This is a genomic window from Streptomyces sp. NPDC017529, assembly GCF_044329785.1.
GTDB lineage: Bacteria > Actinomycetota > Actinomycetes > Streptomycetales > Streptomycetaceae > Streptomyces.
This window is the reverse complement of sequence record NZ_JBIRJY010000003.1, coordinates 146,332-164,507: the sequence shown is the minus strand read 5'-3', so window position 1 is coordinate 164,507 and position 18,176 is coordinate 146,332. Positions and strand designations below refer to the sequence as shown.

Here is an 18,176-nt window from a genome sequence, read left to right as displayed (position 1 = left end):
GTGTGCACTAGTGTGACGCAGCTCCAATCGCCAGGTGCACCATGGGGTTTGCGGTGTAAGCGCGCCCTGTTTACCTTCCTTTCCGTGACGCTTACCCCGTACACGCGGCAGCCCCTGGCCGGGCGCCGCGAGTGGACCGCCCTCGCCGTCCTCCTGCTGCCCTGCCTGCTCGTCTCCATGGACGTCTCGGTGCTCTACTTCGCCGTGCCGTTCCTCTCCGAGGAACTGGCGCCCAGCGGCGTCGAACAGCTGTGGATCCTCGACGTCTACGGCTTCGTCCTGGCCGGGCTCCTGATCTCCATGGGCGCGCTCGGCGACCGCGTCGGCCGCCGCAAGCTGCTGCTCTCCGGCGCCGTCCTCTTCGGCGTCGCCTCGGCCCTGGCCGCGTACGCGCAGAGCCCCGCCATGCTCATCGCCGCCCGCGTGGTGCTCGGCGTCGGCGGCGCCACGCTCATGCCGTCCACGCTGGCCCTGATCCGCAACCTCTTCCACGACGCCGGGCAGCGCGGCAGGGCCGTGGCGATCTGGTCCGGCGCCATGATGGGCGGCATCGCGATCGGACCGGTGCTCAGCGGCGCCCTGCTGGAGCACTTCTGGTGGGGCTCGGTGTTCCTGATCAACGCCCCGGCGATGGTGCTGCTGCTCGTGGCCGGGCCCCTGCTGCTCCCGGAGTTCAAGAACCCGGCGGCCGGGCGCTTCGACCTGCCGGGCTCGCTGCTCTCCCTGGCCGCGATGCTGCCGGTGGTCTACGGCATCAAGGAGACGGCCCGCGACGGCTTCGCGGCGCTGCCCGCGCTGGCCGTGGTGGCGGGGCTGCTGGCCGCCGCCGCGTTCGTACACCGCCAGCGCACCGCGGAGCACCCCATGCTGGACATGGAACTGTTCCGGCACCGCGGCTTCTCCGGCTCGGTCCCGGCGAACCTGCTCGCGATGTTCGTGCTCGTCGGCTGCGCGGTCTTCTTCACCCAGTACCTCCAGTCCGTACGGGGCATGCGCCCGCTGGAGGCGGCCCTGTGGAACGTGGTGCCGACACTGGTGGTGGGCGGCATGGCCCCCGTCGCCGCGGCGCTCGCGCGGCGCGTGGACCGGGCCTTCGTCATCGCCGGCGGATTCCTGGTCGCGGCCGCCGGGTTCGGGTGGCTGACCCTGGTGGACGCGGGCACGCCGCTGTGGGTCGTGCTGGCGGCATGCGGCGTCTACGCGTCGGGCCTGGTGATGGTGATGTCGCTCGGCACCGAACTGGCCATCGGCGCCGCACCGCCGGAGCGCGCCGGCTCGGCCTCCGCGCTCCTGGAATCGGGCTCCGAGCTGGGCGGCGCCCTCGGCATGGCGGTCCTGGGCACCGTCGGCAGCGCCGTCTACCGGGGCGACGTCGGCGGCGCGGTGCCCGCAGGGCTGCCCGCCGGCCTGGCGGACACCGTGCGGGAGACGCTCGCCGGGGCGGCGGCAGTCGCGGGGGAACTGCCGGGCCGGGCGGGCGAGGCGCTGCTGGCGGCGGCCCGTACGGCGTTCACCCACGGGATGCACGCGGCGGCGAGCGCCGCGGCGGTCGTGATGGTGCTGGGGGCGGTGCTGGCGGCGGCCCTGCTCAAAGGCGTACGGACGCAGCCGCCGGCGCCGGAGGAGGGCACGGCCGAAGGCGCGCCGGCCACCGGACTCCGGTCGTCCGGAGCCCGGTGACCGGCCCGTCCTCCGGTCAGCCTCCGGTCAGCTGAAGTCCAGGTCGCCCGTCCGCGTCCGCTTCAGCTCGAAGAACTTGTCGTAACCGGCGAGCAGGCGGACGCCGTCGAAGACCCGTACCGCCTCCTCGCCGCGCGGGATCGCGGTCAGCACCGGGCCGAAGAAGGCGACGCCGTCGACGTGGATCGTGGGCGTGCCGACCTCCTCGCCGACCGGGTCCATGCCCTCGTGGTGGCTCTTGCGCAGCGCGTCGTCGTAATCCGTGCTCTTCGCGGCACCGGCCAGCGCGGCGGGCAGGCCGACCTCGGCGAGGGCCTCCTCGACGACGGTGTCGTAGTCCTCCCGGTCCTCGTTGTGCAGACGCGTGCCGAGCGCCGTGTACAGGTCGCGCAGGACCTCCTCGCCGTGCTCCTGGGCCGCGGCGATGCACACCCGTACGGGGCCCCAGCCCTTTTCCAGCAGCTCCTGGTACCGCTCGGGCAGGCCCTCGCGCCCCTCGTTGAGCACGGACAGGCTCATCACGCGGAAACGCAGGTCGAGGTCGCGGTGGCGCTCCACCTCCAGGATCCAGCGGGAAGTGATCCACGCGAACGGACAGGTGGGATCGAAGTAGAAGTCAATTGTGTGACGGGTGTTGCTCGGGGAAGACGCATTTTGGGCAGTCATGGCGCCACGATAGTTCGATTCGTGACTACCGGCCGGGCTTTATTCGCCGTCGGCGTACGCACGGGGAGCGGCGGGCGGCCTACTCCGGCGCGATGCCCAGCATCCGCCGGAGCAGCTCCTTGAGCAGGGTGCGCTCCGTGACGGACAGCTCGCCGAGCGGCTCGCGGGCGAAGTCGAGGGAGTCGCGCAGCCGTTCGGCCGTCGCGGCGCCCGCGTCCGTGGGGGCGGCCAGCTTGACGCGGCGGTCGGCGGGGTCCGGGCGGCGCTCGACGAGGCCGCGGGTCTCCAGCCGGTCCACGATCCCGGTCACGTTCGACGGCTCGCACTTCAGGCGCTGGGCTATCCGGCGCATCGGCATCGGCTCGTGGGCGAGCAGGCCGAGGACGCGGGCCTGGGCGCCGGTGAGGGAGTGCTCGGCCGCGGCGTTCTCGTACTCCTCGTAGTAGCGGGCCACGACGGTGCCGATCAGCTCGACGACCTCACAGGTCAGGTGGTCTGGGCGAGGAGTCATGACACCAGGATAGCGAATTGCTTGACAACATGAAATATCGAGGAGCATGGTTGTTTCATCACCTGAAGCATTTAGGAGGAGCAGCTCATGTCCGCACTGCCCACGTCCGGCCGCGAATGGCACCTGGTCGCCCGCCCGCACGGCTGGCCGAAGCCGGAGGACTTCGCGCTGCGCGAGGCCGCGGTCCCCGAGCCCGGCGAGGGGCAGCTCCTCGTCCGCAACCTGTACTTCTCCGTCGACCCGTACATGCGCGGCCGCATGAACGACGTGAAGTCCTACACCCCGCCGTTCAAGCTGGACGAGCCGATGGAGGGCGGCGCGGTCGGCGAGGTCGTCGCCTCCGGCGCCGAGGGCTTCGCGGCCGGCGACCACGTCCTGCACTTCAAGGGCTGGCGTGAGTACGCGGTCGTCGACGCCGCCAAGGTCGCCAAGGTGGACGCGTCCCTGGCCCCGCTCTCCGCGTACCTGGGCGTGCTGGGCATGCCGGGCCTGACGGCGTATGCGGGCCTGCTGGAGGTCGCCTCCTTCAAGGAGGGCGACGCCGTCTTCGTGTCCGGCGCGGCCGGCGCGGTGGGCGGCGAGGTCGGCCAGATCGCCAAGCTCAAGGGCGCCTCGCGGGTCATCGGCAGCGCCGGCTCGGACGAGAAGGTCAAGCTGCTGACGGAGGAGTACGGCTTCGACGCCGCCTTCAACTACAAGTCGGACGAGTCCGTCAAGGAGCAGCTCAGGAAGGCCGCCCCCGACGGCATCGACGTCTACTTCGACAACGTCGGCGGCGACCACCTGGAAGCCGCCATCGACTCGCTGAACGTGCACGGCCGGGTCGCCGTCTGCGGCATGATCTCGCAGTACAACGCCACCGAGCCCACCCCGGCGCCGCGCAACCTCGCGCTGGTCATCGGCAAGCGGCTGCGCATCCAGGGCCTGCTGGTCGCGGACCACAGCGACCTCCAGGAGCAGTTCGTCTCGGAGGTCTCGGCCTGGGTGCGCTCGGGCGAGCTGAAGTACCGCGAGACGAAGGTCGCCGGCATCGAGAACGGCTTCGAGGCCTTCATCGGCCTGCTGCGCGGCGACAACACCGGCAAGATGATCGTGGATCTCACGGACTGAACCCGGATTCACGGCAGTTCGCCGGGCTACTAGGCTCGGCGCCGAGCCGTCGCGACCGTGGGCGCGAGTCGCGGCGAACCACAGGAGGAACCGTTATGGCCATCCAGCCCGTAGACGTCGTCTACACCGCCGTCGCCACCGCAGAGAACGGCCGGGACGGCCGCGTCGCCAGCGACGACGGCAACCTGGACGTCGTCGTCAACCCGCCCAAGGAGCAGGGTGGCAGCGGCGCCGGCACCAACCCCGAGCAGCTCTTCGCGGCCGGCTACAGCGCCTGCTTCCAGGGCGCGCTGAGCGTGGTCGCCCGCCAGGAGAAGGCGGACGTCTCCGGCTCCCGGGTGACCGCCAAGGTCGGCATCGGCAAGACCCCGTCCGGCGGCTTCGGCCTCACGGTCGAGATCTCCGCGTCCATCCCGAACGTGGACGCCGCCACCGCCAAGGACCTGGTGGAGAAGGCGCACCAGGTGTGCCCGTACTCGAACGCCACCCGCGGCAACATCGACGTCAAGCTGAGCGTCGCCTGAGGCCGAGGTGGCCCACCGCGTGGCGAGGTACCGCGTGGCGACCCACCGCGTGGTCACACATCGCGTAGTGGCGCGCCACGTGGTGACACGCCGCGCCTGAAGCGGTGCCGACGTGCCGGGGGCCGTACCCCTTCCCGGGGTGCGGCCCCCGGCCGTACGGTCGGTACCGTCGGCGGACGGCCCGGCCGGCGCCCGTGTGACCCGGGCCACTTGTACGACATCTTGACGCCATTGCCGTGTAATCGATTACGTAGCTCCCACGAAATCGATTACACACCGACGTGCGATCGAGACGCCACGACCACCGGTGTCCTCGACCCGCCTTCACGGAATGGCAAAGGCGCCATGGCGAAGATCAAGGATGTGGCCGAGCGGGCCGGAGTGTCCGTGGCAACCGTCTCCCGGGTGCTCAACGGGCGCAGCCCGGTCGCCGAGACCAGGGAGCGGGTGCTCGCCGCCGTCGCGGCGCTCGGCTACCGGCCCAACAGCGTCGCCCGCGCCCTGCGCACCGCCCGCACCGGCGCGCTCGGCCTGGTCATCAGCGACCTGACCAACCCCTTCTTCACCGAACTCGCCGACGCCGTGGAGGACGCGGCGCGCGGCCGCGGCTACAGCCTGGTCATCGGCAACGCCGCCGAACGCCCCGACCAGCAGGACGACTACATCCGTACGCTGCTGGACCGCCGGATCGACGGACTGCTGGTCAGCTCGGCCGGCACCGGCTCCGCGATGCTGAGCGAGGTCGTCGCCTCCGGCACCCCGCTGGTGCTGCTCGACCGGATGGTGCCCGGCATCGACGCGCCGTGCGTCCGCGCCGACGGCGCCGCCGCGCTCACCGGCCTCGCGGCCCACCTGGCCGCCCTCGGCCGGCGGCGCCCCGCCATCATCGTCGCCCCGGCCGGCACGCCGACCGGCGACGAGCGGCTGGAACAGTTCCGTACGGCGCTGGCCGCCCACGGCATAGCGCTGCCGGACGAGCGGGTCGGCTCCACGCCCGATCTCCAGCCCACCGGCGGACGCCGGGTGATGCGCGGCTTCCTGGACCTGCCCGAGCCGCCCGACGCCGTCCTGGCCACCGACAACCTGATGGCGCTCGGCGCGATGGACGAACTCCGCGCACGCGGGATGCGGGTGCCCGACGACATGGCCCTGGTCGTCTACGACGACGTGCCGTGGTTCACGCACATCGACCCGCCGCTGACCGCCATCGCCCAGCCCACCCGCGAGCTGGGCCGGGCCGCCGTGCAGACCCTGCTGGAACGGATCGAGGGGCGCGCGGCCGACTCCGTACTGCTGCCCGCCCGGCTCGTCACCCGCCGCTCCTGCGGCGAACAGGCCGACGGGCACGAGGAGCGCACCGAAGAGGAGAGGGGCAGCGCATGACCGGCGTCAACGACGACGTCCGGGGCGACGCGCCGGCCGGACGCGAACTGCTGCGCGTGGAGGGGGTGACGAAGTCGTTCCCCGGCGTCCGCGCCCTGGACGGCGTGGACCTGAGCCTGCGCGCCGGCGAGGTGCACGTCCTGCTCGGCGAGAACGGCGCGGGCAAGAGCACCCTGATCAAGATGCTCTCCGGCGCCCACCGGCCCGACGCCGGCCGGATCCTGGCGGACGGCGGCCCCGACGGCTCCCGCGACGGGCTGCACGAGGTGCACGTCCGCTCCGCGCAGGACGCCGAACGGCTCGGCATCGCCACCATCTACCAGGAGTTCAACCTCGTCCCCGGCCTGACCGTCGCCGAGAACGTCTTCCTCGGCCGGCAGCCGCGCACCGCGCTGCGCCTGATCGACAAGAAGGCCATGCGGGCCCGCGCCGCCGAACTGCTGCGCCGGGTGCGCCTGGACGTCTCCCCGGACACCCCGGTCGCCGAACTGGGCATCGCCCGCCTCCAGATGGTGGAGATCGCCAAGGCGCTGAGCCTGCGCGCCCGCGTCCTGATCATGGACGAGCCGACCGCCGTCCTCACCTCCGAGGAGGTCGAGACGCTCTTCGGACTCGTGCGCGAACTGCGCGACGAGGGCGTCGGGATCATCTTCATCACCCACCACCTGGAGGAGATCGGCGCCCTCGGCGACCGCGTCACCGTCCTGCGCGACGGCCGTTCGGTGGCCGAGGTGCCGGCCGGTACCGACGAGGACGAGCTGATCCGCCTGATGGTGGGCCGGGACATCGCCGAGCAGTACCCGCGGCAGCGCCCCGAGGCGCCGGGCGCGCCCCTGCTGCGCGTACGCGGCCTGACGCGGCACGGCCCCCGCGGCACCCCGGTCTTCGAGGACGTCGGCTTCGAGGTGCGGGCCGGCGAGGTCGTGGGCCTCGCGGGCCTGGTCGGCGCGGGCCGCACCGAGGTCGCGCGGGCGCTCTTCGGGGCGGACCGCTACGACGCCGGAACCGTCGAGGTCGACGGCCGGGCACTGGCACCCGGCGACGTACGGGCCGCCCTGCGCGCCGGGCTGGGCCTGGTGCCCGAGGACCGCAAGGGCCAGGGGCTGGTCCTCGACGCCTCCCTCCAGGACAACCTGACGCTGGCCCGGCTGGACCGGGACACCCGCGGCGGCCTGGTGGACCGGCGCGCCCAGCGGCGCGCGGCGGCCGAGGTGGCCGCGCGGCTGAAGGTGCGGATGAGCGGGCTCGGGCAGCGCGCCCGCACCCTCTCCGGCGGCAACCAGCAGAAGATCGTCATCGGCAAGTGGCTGCTGGCCGGTACCCGGCTGCTGATCCTCGACGAGCCGACGCGCGGCATCGACGTCGGCGCCAAGGTCGAGATCTACCAACTGGTCAACGAGCTGACCGCGGCCGGTCACGCGGTGCTGATGATCTCCAGCGACCTGCCCGAGGTGCTCGGCATGAGCGACCGGGTGCTGGTCATGGCGCAGGGCCGGCTGGCCGGCGAGCTGACCGCCGAAGAGGCGACGCAGGACGCGGTGATGGAGCTGGCGGTGCGGCAGGCGCACGCCGCACCCGGCCCGCGCGACACGAACGAGAGCGCGATGGAGGGCTCGGATGTCCGCTGAAGTGAAGACGGGAGCCGGCGCCGAGGCGGTCGGCGCCGCACCGGCAGGCGACGGGTTCGGCCCCTGGTTCGGCCGGGCGGTCCTGAGGAACGGCCCGCTGGGCGGCCTGGTCGCCCTCGTCGTGGTCATGGCGGTCCTGTCCGGGGACTTCCTGAACGGGCAGAACCTCCTGAACGTCGGTGTCCAGGCGTCCGTCACCGCGATCCTCGCCTTCGGCGTCACCTTCGTGATCGTCTCGGCCGGCATCGACCTGTCGGTCGGCTCGGTCGCGGCGCTCGGCTCCACCGTCGTGGCCTGGGCCGCGACCGACGCGGGCCTGCCGGTGTGGGCTGCCGTCCTGCTGGGCCTGGCGACCGGCGCGGCGGCGGGCCTGGTCTCCGGCGCGCTCGTCGCGTACGGGAAGCTGCCCGCCTTCATCGCCACCCTCGCGATGCTCTCCGTCGGCCGCGGCCTCGCGCTGGTCATCACGGGCGGCACGCCGATCCCGTTCCCGGCCTCCGTGAGCAAGCTGGGGGACACGCTGGGCGGCTGGCTGCCCGTTCCGGTCCTCGTCATGATCGCCACAGGGCTGATCGCGGCGCTGGTCCTCAACCGTACGTACGCGGGCCGCGCGATGTTCGCGATCGGCGGCAACGAGGAGGCGGCCCGGCTCTCCGGCATCGACGTCAAGCGGCGCAAGCTGGTCATCTACGCGCTGTCCGGGGTCTTCGCCGCGGTCGCCGGCATCGTGCTCGCCGCCCGGCTGACCTCCGCCCAGCCGCAGGCCGCCGTCGGCTACGAACTCGACGCCATCGCCGCCGTCGTCATCGGCGGCGCCAGCCTCTCCGGCGGCTCGGGCAAGGCGTCCGGCACGCTCATCGGCGCACTGATCCTCGCCGTGCTGCGCAACGGCCTGAACCTGCTGAGCGTCTCGGCCTTCTGGCAGCAGGTGGCCACAGGACTGGTCATCGCGCTGGCGGTGCTTCTGGACACGCTGCGCCGCCGGAGCGCGCGATGAGGCGGCGTGCGGGTGCGGGGCCGTTCCGCAGGCGTACGAGTACGGGCCTGCTCGGCGCGGGCGTGCTGGCCGCGGCCCTGGCCCTGTCCGGCTGCGACCGCGGCGGGAACACCGACCTCGGTCTGGCCCTGTCCACCCTGAACAACCCGTTCTTCGTCGGCATCAAGGAAGGCGCGCAGGCCGAGGCGGACCGGCGCGGCCTGCACGTCAACGTCACCGACGCGCAGAACGACCCCATGCAGCAGATCAACCAGATGGAGACGTTCACCAGCCAGAACGTCAAGGCGGCGATCATCAACCCGGTGGACTCCGACGCGGCCGTGCCGGCCGTCGGCGTCGCCAACCGGGCGGACGTGCCGGTGATCTCCATCGACCGCGGCGTCAACGGCGGCCGGGTCGGCTCGACCATCGCCTCCGACAACGTCGCGGGCGGCCGGCTCGCCGCGAAGACGCTCGCCGAGTCCCTGGGCGGCAAGGGCAAGGTGGCCTTCCTGGAAGGCCAGCCCGGCACCTCGGCCGCCCGTGAGCGCGGGCAGGGGTTCGAGGAGGGCATCAAAGCGTACCCGGGCATCGAGGTGGTGGCCCGGCAGCCCGCCGACTTCGACCGGACCAAGGGCATGGACGTGATGTCCAATATGCTCCAGGCACACCGGGACATCGGCGGCGTCTTCGCGGCCAACGACGAGATGGCGCTCGGCGCCGCCAAGTCGCTGGGTGCCAGGGCGGGCAAGGACGTGCAGATCGTGGCGTTCGACGGGACACCGGACGGCGTCGCGGCGGTACGCGACGGGACGCTGACCGCCACGGTCGCCCAGCAGCCGAGGCTGCTGGGCAGGCAGGCCGTGCAGCAGGCGCTCAAGGCGGCGCGCGGCGAGCGGCTGCCGAAGCGGGTGAAGGTGCCGGTGGTCCTGGTGACCGGCAAGAACGCGGGTGGATTCGATGGGTGAGAAGAAGATGTACGACGTACTGGTAGTGGGTTCGGCCAACGCGGACCTGACGGTCCGGGTGGCGCGGCGGCCGGGCGCGGGGGAGACCGTGCACGGCTCGGACCTGGTCGAGTCGGCGGGCGGCAAGGGCGCCAACCAGGCCGCCGCCGCTGCCCGGCTGGGCGGCCGGGTCGGCCTGCTGGCCAGGGTCGGCGACGACGCGTACGGCGAGCTGCTGCTGGACGCCCAGCGCGCCGCGGGCACCGACGTCGCGCACGTGATCGTCGAGTCCGGCGCCCGCACCGGCACCGCCATGATCGTCGTGGGTCCGGACGGCGACAACAGCATCGTCGTCTCCCCGGGCGCCAACGCGGCGCTCACCCCGCAGGACGTGGCGGCCGCCCGCGACGTCATCGCCGCGTCCGCCGCCGTCTCCCTCCAACTGGAGGTCCCCGTGGAGACGGTACGGGCCACCGCGGCCACCGCCCGGGAGACCGGCACCCGGGTCGTCCTCAACCCGTCCCCGACCCCCGACAGCCTCGACCCGGAGCTGCTCGCCGCCGCCGACCCCCTCGTCGTCAACGAGCACGAGGCGCAGCAGCTCGCGGGCAGCGGCGAAGGCACCCCGGAGGACTGGGCCCAGGCGCTGCGCGAGCAGGGCGCCCGCTCGGTCGTGGTCACCCTCGGCGGCGACGGCGCGCTGGTCGTGGACGGCGAGGGCGGCACCGACCGGGTCCCCGGCGTCAAGGTCGAGGCCGTCGACACCACGGGCGCCGGCGACGCCTTCACCGGGGCCCTCGCCACGCGGCTGGCCCGCGGCGACTCCCTCACGGAAGCGGCCCGCTTCGCCGTACGGGTGGGCGCCGCTGCCGTCACCAAGCCGGGCGCCCAGCCGTCCTACCCGACGCTGGACGAACTGCCCTCCTGACCCGGCCGCGGGGCGTCCAGCGCGGCGGTCAGGATCTTCCGCACCTGCCCGGTGATGGCGGTCCGGTTCCGTACGAAATCGGGATCGGTGACCGTGCCGGTCGCCGGGTCGGTGTTGCCGGCGCCGAACTGGAGCACCGGCGTGTGCAGGTGGCCGCCCGGCACGTCCGGCTTCAGCGCGTCCCGCAGCAGCGTCGCCCGGTAGCCGATCTCGTTCGACAGGTAGTCACCGCCGCCGCCCGCGCGGGCCGCCGAGCCCGGCGTCGGCCCGTCGGGGCGCTCGACGGGCGTGCTGCCGCCCGCCGGGATCTCGGTGACCGCCGTGTTGTCGCGCACCGGGAACGGCCCGGTGGCGGTCCCGGCGAGCCGTTCGTACGGCAGGGTCGTGGTGGTCCACTGCGGCTGCGGCCGTACGGTCGGCACGCCCTTCGGCACGGGCACGGTCCCGGTCCGCGACTCCCGCGCGTTGTCCGGGTAGCCGCCCCGCCAGGCCCCGTTGGTCCGCTCCAGGTCGAACCGTCCCGGCCGTCCCTGGCTGATGGTGGTGAACAGGTCCGCCTGGCGCGGCCCCGGCCGGAAGTGCGGCAGCAGCGTCTTCTCGACCGTGCCCGCCGCGAAGTCCGCCCAGCGGACGGGGAAGACGGCGGTCTCGACGCGGGCGAGCCGGCCGGAGGCGGTACGGACCGTCGTGCCGTCCAGGGCGAGCGCGGCGGCGCCCGACGGGTTGCTGCGCCGTGCGTCGGCGTCCAGCTGGAAGGGGTCGAAGCCGGTCACCACGACGCGCAGCACCCGGTCCTTGCCGGGCCGGCCCGCGGGCAGGTCCATCGAGTCCTGGCCGCGCGAGCCCCGTTCCAGCTCGCCCGTCAGCGCGTCGCGCTGTCCGGGGCTCAGCCGGAACGCCGGCTGCCACTCCCGCAGCGCCTTGGTCATCCCCAGCCGCGCCCAGTACAGCGGCCGGTCGTCGTCGCGGCTCAGGTCCCCGCCCTGCGGCCCGCGCCCCTGGACGCGGTCCACCGCCCGCCGCCACAGACCGCGCCCGGCGTCCGTGACGAATCGTTTCGCCTCCCCGTACGAGCCCACCCGCCCCAGCCCGTCCGTGAACGCCCCGGCCACCGGGGCGAAGCCGCTGCGGCGCAGGATCTCCTGGGGAACGGGCTGCGACAGCCGCTGTTCCTCGGCGGTCGGCGCGGCGGCGGCCGGCTGCCGCGAAAGGGCGGCGGCGAAGGGGGCCGCAGTGGCGGAAGGGGCGGCAAGGGCGAGCGGGGCCACGGTGAGCAGCGCGGCACCGAGCACGCCCACCGAGGTACGTATGCGTCTCATGGGGCGAGTAAACCGGCGCGGCGCCCGCGGCGGAAGGGGCTGATCCAGTTCGCGTACGGGCCCGGGCCGCGCGCCGCGCCCCCGCCCCTCAGGAACCGGCCGACACGTCCACGTTCCCGCCGTCGCTGTGCACCTTGACCTTGTGCGGCGAGCCGCTGTCCGAGCCGCCGGTGACCCTGCGGTCGCCGCCGTCCGTGGTGGCGTCCACCGCGTAGCGGCCCTTCGGCAGGCGGACCCGCACATTGCCGCCGGCGGTGTAGCCCTCCAGCCGGTCGGGCGCGGCGCCGAACCGGGCGTCGATGTTGCCGCCGTCGGTCTTCAGGGACGCCTGCGCGGCGGTGCAGCCCTCGACGTCGATGTCGCCGCCGCTGGACTTGGCGTCGAGCGTCCCGGCGATCCCTCTGACGTCGATGGTGCCGCCGTCCGTCTCCAGGTGGACGGCCATCGACTTCGGCACCCGCACCTCGTAGGCGACGTCGCACCTGCCCATGGTGTCCCCGCAGTCGCTCGCGGTGAGCTTCAGGCTGCCGCCCACGACGGAGTGCTGCGAGGTGGGCTTCCTCTTCCCGTACTCGAAACGTTCCGTCACCTTGATCCGGCCGCCGGCCCCTTCGTCGGCGACGACCTTGATGTCACCGCCGGGGGTCGTCACGTCCAGCTTCGCCGGATTGCCGTCCACCATGTACGTGCGCTCGCTCTTGGTGACCTTTTCGGTCAGCTCGCAGCCGGTGACCGCGACGGCCATCGTGACGAGCGCGGCGCAGGCCAGCGCGGTGCGGGTGGTGCGGTGTCCGGGTCTGGTCGTGGTGCGGTGTCCGGTCATGGCGCGGCGTCCCCCTGGGATGAGAAGCGGTCGCCGCCCATCCTCCCGCGCCACCCCCGCCGCTGCCGTCACCACAGGGAACGATCTCCCCGCCCCACCCCCTAAGGGGAACCCGCACCGCCGGGTCCGCGCCGCGGCTACGCACCCTTACGGGTGATCTCCTGGAACGCCATCCTGGCCAGCTCCCGCTGTCCCTCCCGGCCCGGGTGGAACCAGTCCCAGGCGCTCAACTCGGCGCCGGTGAAACGGAAGTCGAAGACGGACCGGTCGAAGCGGCACAGCGCGTCCCGCTCGCAGACCGTTTCCAGGGCCTTGTTGTACGCCACGACCCGGTCCCGCACGCTCTGCCGCCGGGCGTCCGCCGCCTTGGACAGGTCGTCCGGGTCGCGCAGCATCGACCCGCAGATGCCCAGCTTCCACACTTCCTTGCCCAGCGGGTTCTGCCGCCCCTGCGACCACAGCCGCATCAGGTCGGGGATGGCGGCCACGTACACCTGGGTCTTGGGCAGGGCATGGCGCAGCTTGCGCAGCGACGCCTCGAAGTCGGCCCGGAAGGCGGCTTCGGTGGTCATCGACCCGGCGTCGGGGCGGCAGGCGTCGTTCGCGCCGACCAGGACGGTGACCAGCTCGGGCCGCTGCCGCACGGCCAGGTCGACCTGGGCGGGCAGGTCGCGTATGAGCGCGCCGGTCTTCGCGAAGTTCCAGCTGTGCGTGGCGGGGTCCTTCACCAGCCGCCGCGCCACGCTGTCGACTTGCGGGTCCGTGCCGGTGGCCCAGGAGACGGCGGGGCAGTCGGCCAGCACCGAGCAGGCGTCGAAGCCGACGGTGATGGAGTCGCCGAGCGCGGCGACCGAGGCGGGGTCGGTGCGCCACGCGGGCGAGGGCTCGGGGGAGGGCCGGGGCGCCGCCCGTCCGCCCGCGGCGGCGTCGCCTGCCGGGTCGCCGCCGCAGCCGGTCAGGGAGACGAGAAGCGCGGCCGCCGTCAGAGTGGCGACCGCGGCGCCGCGGGCCCGGATTGGCCGAAAGGGCCGATTGACCATCGTCATCCCCTGTCCCCGTCCGGCGTGCGAGTGATATCTGTTCCGGTACCGACGGTACGTCACCCCCCGACCGCTGCCGCGCGGTAGCTTTTGCCGTGACCCGTCGGGTCCTCGCCCGACGGCACCGGCACAGTCGGCACGAATAAATTACATCACGTCATTTACTGTCCCTTTTGCGGCAAATTGGGGCTAATGGTGTTTACTGTAGGTAACCTCGGATGCTGGTGCCGACGTGATCACTGGGGCAGAATGCTCGCAGCTGTCCCGGCCGCGACAGGAACGGGCACGAGGCCGCTGGGGAAGGCGAACCTCGAACCGTACTGGAGGTCCCGGTGACGACACGTGGAGTTCTGTACGTCCACTCCGCACCGCGCGCGCTGTGCCCGCACGTCGAATGGGCCGTCGCGGGCGTCCTCGGTGTGCGCGTCAACCTCGACTGGATCCGCCAGCCGGCGTCCCCCGGCACATGGAGAGCCGAGTTCTCCTGGCAGGGCGAGTCCGGCACGGCCTCCAAACTCGCCTCCGCGCTGCGCGGCTGGCACCTGCTGCGCTTCGAGGTGACCGCCGAGCCGTGCGCCACCGCCGAGGGCGAGCGCTACAGCGCCACCCCCGAACTGGGCATCTTCCACGCCGTCACCGGCATCCACGGTGACATCCTCATCCCCGAGGACCGGCTGCGCGCCGCGCTCGCCCGCTCGGCGGGCGGCGAGACCGAGCTGGCCGCCGAGGTCGCCAAGCTGCTCGGCAAGCCCTGGGACGACGAACTGGAGCCCTTCCGGTACGCGGGTGAGGGCGCCCCGGTCCGCTGGCTGCACCAGGTCGTCTGAGACCGCCCCGCGCCGCCCCGGCGGCCCGCGGGAACGCGCCGACGCGGCGCCTGCCCCGGAGCCCGCTCGAAGCCGTAGCGTGCGGGCATGGCTGACAAGACCTCAGTGGCGGTGCTGGGCACCGGAATCATGGGCTCGGCGATGGCCCGCAACCTCGCCGGTGCCGGACTCGACGTCCGCGCGTGGAACCGCACCCGAGCCAAGGCCGAACCGCTGGCCGCCGACGGCGTACGGGTCACGGACACCCCGGCCGAGGCGGTGGACGGCGCGGACGCCGTCCTGACCGTCCTGCTGGACGGCCCCGCCGTCCTGGACGCGATGCGCCGCTGCGGCCCCGCCCTTCGCGCGGGAACCCTCTGGCTCCAGGCGAGCACCGTCGGCGCCGACGGACACGCTCCCCTCGCCGCCTTCGCCGGCGAACACGGCCTGGACTTCGTGGACGCGCCCGTCGTCGGCACGAAGGAACCCGCGGAGAACGGCCTGCTGACGGTCCTGGCGGCCGGGCCGCGCGAGGTGCGGGAACGGGCCGGGCGGTTCTTCGACATCCTCGGACAGCGCACCCTGTGGGTCGACGAGGACGCGGCGTCGGGCGCCGCCAGCCGCCTGAAACTGGTCGTCAACAGCTGGGTGCTCACCGTGATCAACGGCACGGGGGAGGCGCTCGCCCTCGCCCAAGGGCTCGGCGTGGACCCCCGCGCCTTCCTCGAAGCGGTCGCGGGCGGGCCGCTCGACCTGCCGTACCTGCGGATGAAGTCGGAGCTGGTCCTGTCCGGCGCGTATCCGGCCGCCTTCACCGTCTCCGCCGCGCGCAAGGACGCCCGGCTGATCGAGGAGGCGGCAGCGGCGGGCGGGGTGCACGTGGACCTGGTGGCGGCGGCCGCGGAGCGCTTCCGGCGCGCGGAGGCCCAGGGGCACGGCGACGAGGACGGCGCGGCGGCGTACTTCGCCAGCTTCTGAGGCCCGCGGGCACGCGTGGGCACGCGGAAGGGGCCGCGCCTTGCGGCACGGCCCCTTCTCACGTACGGCGGATCAGCCGGTCCGTACCCGGTCAGACGGTACGGAAGGCCAGCACCACGTTGTGGCCGCCGAAGCCGAACGAGTCGTTCAGCACCGCGATCGTGCCCTCGGCGGGCAGCGCGCGCTTCTCGTCGCGGACGATGTCCGCGTCGGCCTCGGGGTCGAGGTTTTGGATGTTGATGGTCGGCGGGGCCGTCCGGTGGTGGATCGCCAGCACCGAGGCGACGGTCTCCACACCGCCCGCGCCGCCCAGGAGGTGGCCGGTCATCGACTTCGTGGCGGAGATCGCCATGTGGTCGACGTCGGTGCCGAAGACCTTGCGCAGGGCCTTGATCTCGGCCAGGTCGCCCAGCGGCGTCGAGGTCGCGTGCGCGTTGACGTGCACGATCTCGGCTGCCTTGAGGTCGGTGTTGGCCAGCAGGTTCTGCAGGGCGTGCGCGATGCCGTTGCCGGAGGGCTCGGGCTGCACGATGTCGTGGCTGTCGGCGGAGATGCCCTGGCCGACGGCCTCGGCGTAGACCTTCGCGCCGCGCTTGGCGGCGTGGTCGGCCGACTCCAGGACGATCACGCCGGAGCCCTCGCCGAGGACGAAGCCGTTGCGGTCCGCGTCGTACGGGCGGGAGGCGCCCTGCGGGTCGTCGTTGTTCTTCGACATCGCCATCATGTTGCCGAAAGCGGCGATCGGCAGCGGGTGGATGGCCGCCTCCGTACCGCCCGCGACGACGACGTCGGCACGGCCCGTACGGATCATCTCGATGCCGTAGCCGATGGCCTCGGCGCCGGACGCGCAGGCGCTGACCGGGGTGTGCACACCGGCCCGCGCGTTGACCTCCAGGCCGACGTTGGCCGACGGCCCGTTGGGCATCAGCATCGGTACGGTGTGCGGGGAGACGCGGCGTACGCCCTTCTCCTTGAGCACGTCGTACTGGTCGAGGAGGGTGGTCACGCCGCCGATGCCGGAGGCGATGACCGTGCCGAGCCGGTCCGGGTCCACGGCCGGGTCCTCGCCCGCCCGGCCGGTGAAACCGGCGTCCGCCCACGCCTCGCGGGCCGCGATCAGCGCGAACTGCGCCGAGCGGTCCAGCTTGCGGGCCTGCGCCCGGGGGATGATCTCACCCGGCTCGACGGCGGCCCTGGCGGCGATGCGGACCGGGAGGTCGGCGGCCCAGTCCTGGTCGAGGCCGGCCACACCGGAACGTCCGGCGAGCAGCCCCTCCCAGGTCGAGGCACTGTCGCCACCCAGCGGTGTGGTTGCGCCGATACCGGTGACGACCACGGTGCGATTGGTCGCAGTCACGGAAATTCCTACTCCACAGGTTGAGGGGTTGAGAATCGACGGCGCCACCGCGGGGTGGCGACATGCGCCGGGGCTGGATCAGCCCTGGTGTTCGAGGATGTACTTGGTCGCGTCGCCGACCGTCTTGAGGTTCTTGACGTCGTCGTCGGGGATCTTCACGTCGAAGCGCTCCTCGGCGGCGACGACGACCTCGACCATGGACAGCGAGTCGACGTCCAGGTCATCGGTGAAGGACTTGTCCAGCTGGACGTCCTCGGCGGGGATCCCGGCGATCTCGTTCACGATCTCGGCGAGACCGGCAACGATCTCTTCCTGAGTGGCGGCCATGTTGGCGCTCCTTCGGTGTTTTTGTCGGGGGAACGGTAGAAAGTCTGCAGTTCCGGGTTGTGGATCAAGTTCCGTGCGACCGCCGTGGCACCTGGCCACGGCCGGCGCCGCGCGAATCTCGCCTAGGGGAGGGTAACGACCGTCGCGGCGTAGACGAGACCCGCCCCGAAGCCGATGACGAGCGCGGTGTCCCCGCTCTTGGCCTGCCCGGTCGCCAGCAGCCGCTCCATGGCGAGCGGAATCGAGGCGGCCGAGGTGTTTCCGGTGGTCTCCACGTCACGGGCGACCGTGACGCTCTCCGGCAGCTTCAGAGTCTTCACCATCGAGTCGATGATCCGCATGTTGGCCTGGTGCGGGATGAAGACGTCCAGGTCCTCCGGGCTGACGCCGGCCGCGTCCAGCGCCTGCTGGGCGACCTTCGCCATCTCGTACACCGCCCACCGGAAGACCGCCTGGCCCTCCTGCGTGATGGCGGGATAGCGGATCTCGTCGAGCGCCATCCGGGCGTCGGGGCCGTCGCCGCCGGGCACCGGGGTGCGGCGGTAGACGTCCCAGCCGAACGTCTGCTTGATCGTCTCGGCCTTGTCGCCCTCGGAGCCCCAGACGGTCGGGCCGATCGCGGGCTCCTTGCCGGGGCCGACGACCACGGCGCCCGCGCCGTCGCCGAAGAGGAACGCGGTCGCCCGGTCCTCCAGGTCGGTCAGGTCCGAGAGCCGCTCGACGCCGATGACGAGCACGTACTCGGCGCTGCCGTCGGTGACCATGCCCTTGGCCAGCGTCAAACCGTAACCGAATCCGGCGCAACCTGCGGAGATGTCGAACGCGGCGGGCTTGCCCGCGCCGATCTTGTGCGCGATCTCGGTCGCGATGGCCGGGGTCTGCTTGAAGTGCGAGACCGTCGAGACGATCACGGCACCGATCTGCTCGGGCGCGATGCCGGCGTCCGCGATGGCCTTGCCGGACGCCTCCACCGACATGGCCGCGACGGTCTCTTCCGGGGAGGCCCAGTGGCGGGTGGCGATGCCGGAGCGCGAGCGGATCCACTCGTCGGAGGAGTCGATGTGCTTGAGGATCTCCTCGTTCGGCACCACGCGGGTCGGGCGGTAGCCGCCGACGCCCATGATGCGCGCGTACGCGGCGCCCTTGGCGGGCTTGATCTTCGAGGTCATGCTC

16 protein-coding genes and 1 pseudogene are annotated in these 18,176 nt (G+C 72.7%); 9 read left to right on the top strand and 8 right to left on the bottom strand.

Annotated features, from left to right (window positions below; genetic code table 11):
* The first annotated feature begins 84 nt into the window (after positions 1-84).
* A complete protein-coding gene (locus tag ACH4K4_RS08090) occupies positions 85-1,680 on the top strand; it encodes an MFS transporter (protein ID WP_398165626.1) in 1,596 nt (531 codons plus the stop codon).
* Positions 1,681-1,707: 27 nt separating this feature from the next.
* On the opposite strand, the gene ACH4K4_RS08085 is transcribed toward ACH4K4_RS08090, so the two are convergent.
* Positions 1,708-2,346 (bottom strand): DsbA family protein, encoded by a 639-nt coding sequence (locus ACH4K4_RS08085; RefSeq protein ID WP_398165625.1) that lies wholly within the window; start codon positions 2,344-2,346, stop codon positions 1,708-1,710.
* 79 nt (positions 2,347-2,425) lie between these two features.
* The gene (locus ACH4K4_RS08080) at positions 2,426-2,857 is read right to left on the bottom strand and encodes a MarR family winged helix-turn-helix transcriptional regulator (RefSeq protein ID WP_398165624.1); all 432 of its coding nucleotides are present in this window, start codon (positions 2,855-2,857) and stop codon (positions 2,426-2,428) included.
* Positions 2,858-2,944: 87 nt separating this feature from the next.
* Here ACH4K4_RS08080 and ACH4K4_RS08075 point away from each other — a divergent pair, with 87 nt between their 5' ends.
* The 6 genes and pseudogenes from ACH4K4_RS08075 to rbsK all read left to right on the top strand — a co-directional run bounded on the left by ACH4K4_RS08075 (position 2,945) and on the right by rbsK (position 10,353).
* Positions 2,945-3,967: an NADP-dependent oxidoreductase gene (locus tag ACH4K4_RS08075; RefSeq protein ID WP_398165622.1), complete on the top strand. Its 1,023-nt coding sequence runs from the start codon at positions 2,945-2,947 to the stop codon at positions 3,965-3,967.
* 95 nt (positions 3,968-4,062) lie between these two features.
* Positions 4,063-4,491, top strand: coding sequence for an organic hydroperoxide resistance protein (locus ACH4K4_RS08070; protein WP_398165621.1), 429 nt, complete (start codon positions 4,063-4,065; stop codon positions 4,489-4,491).
* A 345-nt stretch (positions 4,492-4,836) separates the two neighbouring features.
* A complete protein-coding gene (locus tag ACH4K4_RS08065; RefSeq protein WP_398165620.1) occupies positions 4,837-5,874 on the top strand; it encodes a LacI family DNA-binding transcriptional regulator in 1,038 nt (345 codons plus the stop codon).
* A complete protein-coding gene (locus tag ACH4K4_RS08060) occupies positions 5,871-7,502 on the top strand; it encodes a sugar ABC transporter ATP-binding protein (RefSeq protein ID WP_398165619.1) in 1,632 nt (543 codons plus the stop codon). Before ACH4K4_RS08065 ends, ACH4K4_RS08060 begins: the two co-directional genes overlap by 4 nt.
* A pseudogene (locus ACH4K4_RS08055) lies at positions 7,492-9,446 on the top strand (substrate-binding domain-containing protein). Before ACH4K4_RS08060 ends, ACH4K4_RS08055 begins: the two are co-directional and overlap by 11 nt.
* Before the next feature lie 7 nt (positions 9,447-9,453).
* Positions 9,454-10,353 (top strand): ribokinase, encoded by a 900-nt coding sequence (gene rbsK, locus ACH4K4_RS08050; RefSeq protein WP_398166292.1) that lies wholly within the window; start codon positions 9,454-9,456, stop codon positions 10,351-10,353.
* Here rbsK and ACH4K4_RS08045 read toward each other — a convergent pair.
* From ACH4K4_RS08045 to ACH4K4_RS08035, 3 genes are all read right to left on the bottom strand, one after another.
* On the bottom strand, positions 10,323-11,672 hold the full coding sequence (locus ACH4K4_RS08045; RefSeq protein ID WP_398165617.1) for a pyroglutamyl peptidase: 1,350 nt from the start codon (positions 11,670-11,672) through the stop codon (positions 10,323-10,325). The two genes, rbsK and ACH4K4_RS08045, sit on opposite strands and share 31 nt — an antisense overlap.
* Positions 11,673-11,760: 88 nt before the next feature.
* A complete protein-coding gene (locus ACH4K4_RS08040; RefSeq protein WP_398165615.1) occupies positions 11,761-12,495 on the bottom strand; it encodes a DUF4097 family beta strand repeat-containing protein in 735 nt (244 codons plus the stop codon).
* 137 nt (positions 12,496-12,632) lie between these two features.
* Positions 12,633-13,541 (bottom strand): SGNH/GDSL hydrolase family protein, encoded by a 909-nt coding sequence (locus tag ACH4K4_RS08035; protein WP_398165613.1) that lies wholly within the window; start codon positions 13,539-13,541, stop codon positions 12,633-12,635.
* A 326-nt stretch (positions 13,542-13,867) separates the two neighbouring features.
* On the opposite strand from ACH4K4_RS08035, the gene ACH4K4_RS08030 reads away from it, so the two are divergent.
* Together ACH4K4_RS08030 and ACH4K4_RS08025 are read left to right on the top strand one after the other, a co-directional pair.
* A complete protein-coding gene (locus ACH4K4_RS08030) occupies positions 13,868-14,362 on the top strand; it encodes a DUF3145 domain-containing protein (protein ID WP_003979739.1) in 495 nt (164 codons plus the stop codon).
* Positions 14,363-14,449: 87 nt separating this feature from the next.
* Positions 14,450-15,319, top strand: coding sequence for an NAD(P)-dependent oxidoreductase (locus tag ACH4K4_RS08025; RefSeq protein ID WP_398165612.1), 870 nt, complete (start codon positions 14,450-14,452; stop codon positions 15,317-15,319).
* A gap of 91 nt (positions 15,320-15,410) precedes the next feature.
* Here ACH4K4_RS08025 and ACH4K4_RS08020 read toward each other — a convergent pair whose 3' ends face one another.
* The 3 genes from ACH4K4_RS08020 to ACH4K4_RS08010 form a co-directional block, all read right to left on the bottom strand.
* A complete protein-coding gene (locus tag ACH4K4_RS08020; RefSeq protein WP_398165611.1) occupies positions 15,411-16,676 on the bottom strand; it encodes a beta-ketoacyl-[acyl-carrier-protein] synthase family protein in 1,266 nt (421 codons plus the stop codon).
* 78 nt (positions 16,677-16,754) lie between these two features.
* Positions 16,755-17,003 carry an acyl carrier protein gene (locus ACH4K4_RS08015; RefSeq protein ID WP_398165609.1) on the bottom strand — a complete coding sequence of 83 codons (249 nt, stop codon included), beginning with the start codon at positions 17,001-17,003 and terminating at the stop codon, positions 16,755-16,757.
* Between the two features lie 122 nt (positions 17,004-17,125).
* On the bottom strand, positions 17,126-18,172 hold the full coding sequence (locus ACH4K4_RS08010) for a ketoacyl-ACP synthase III (protein WP_398165607.1): 1,047 nt from the start codon (positions 18,170-18,172) through the stop codon (positions 17,126-17,128).
* Positions 18,173-18,176 lie beyond the last annotated feature (4 nt).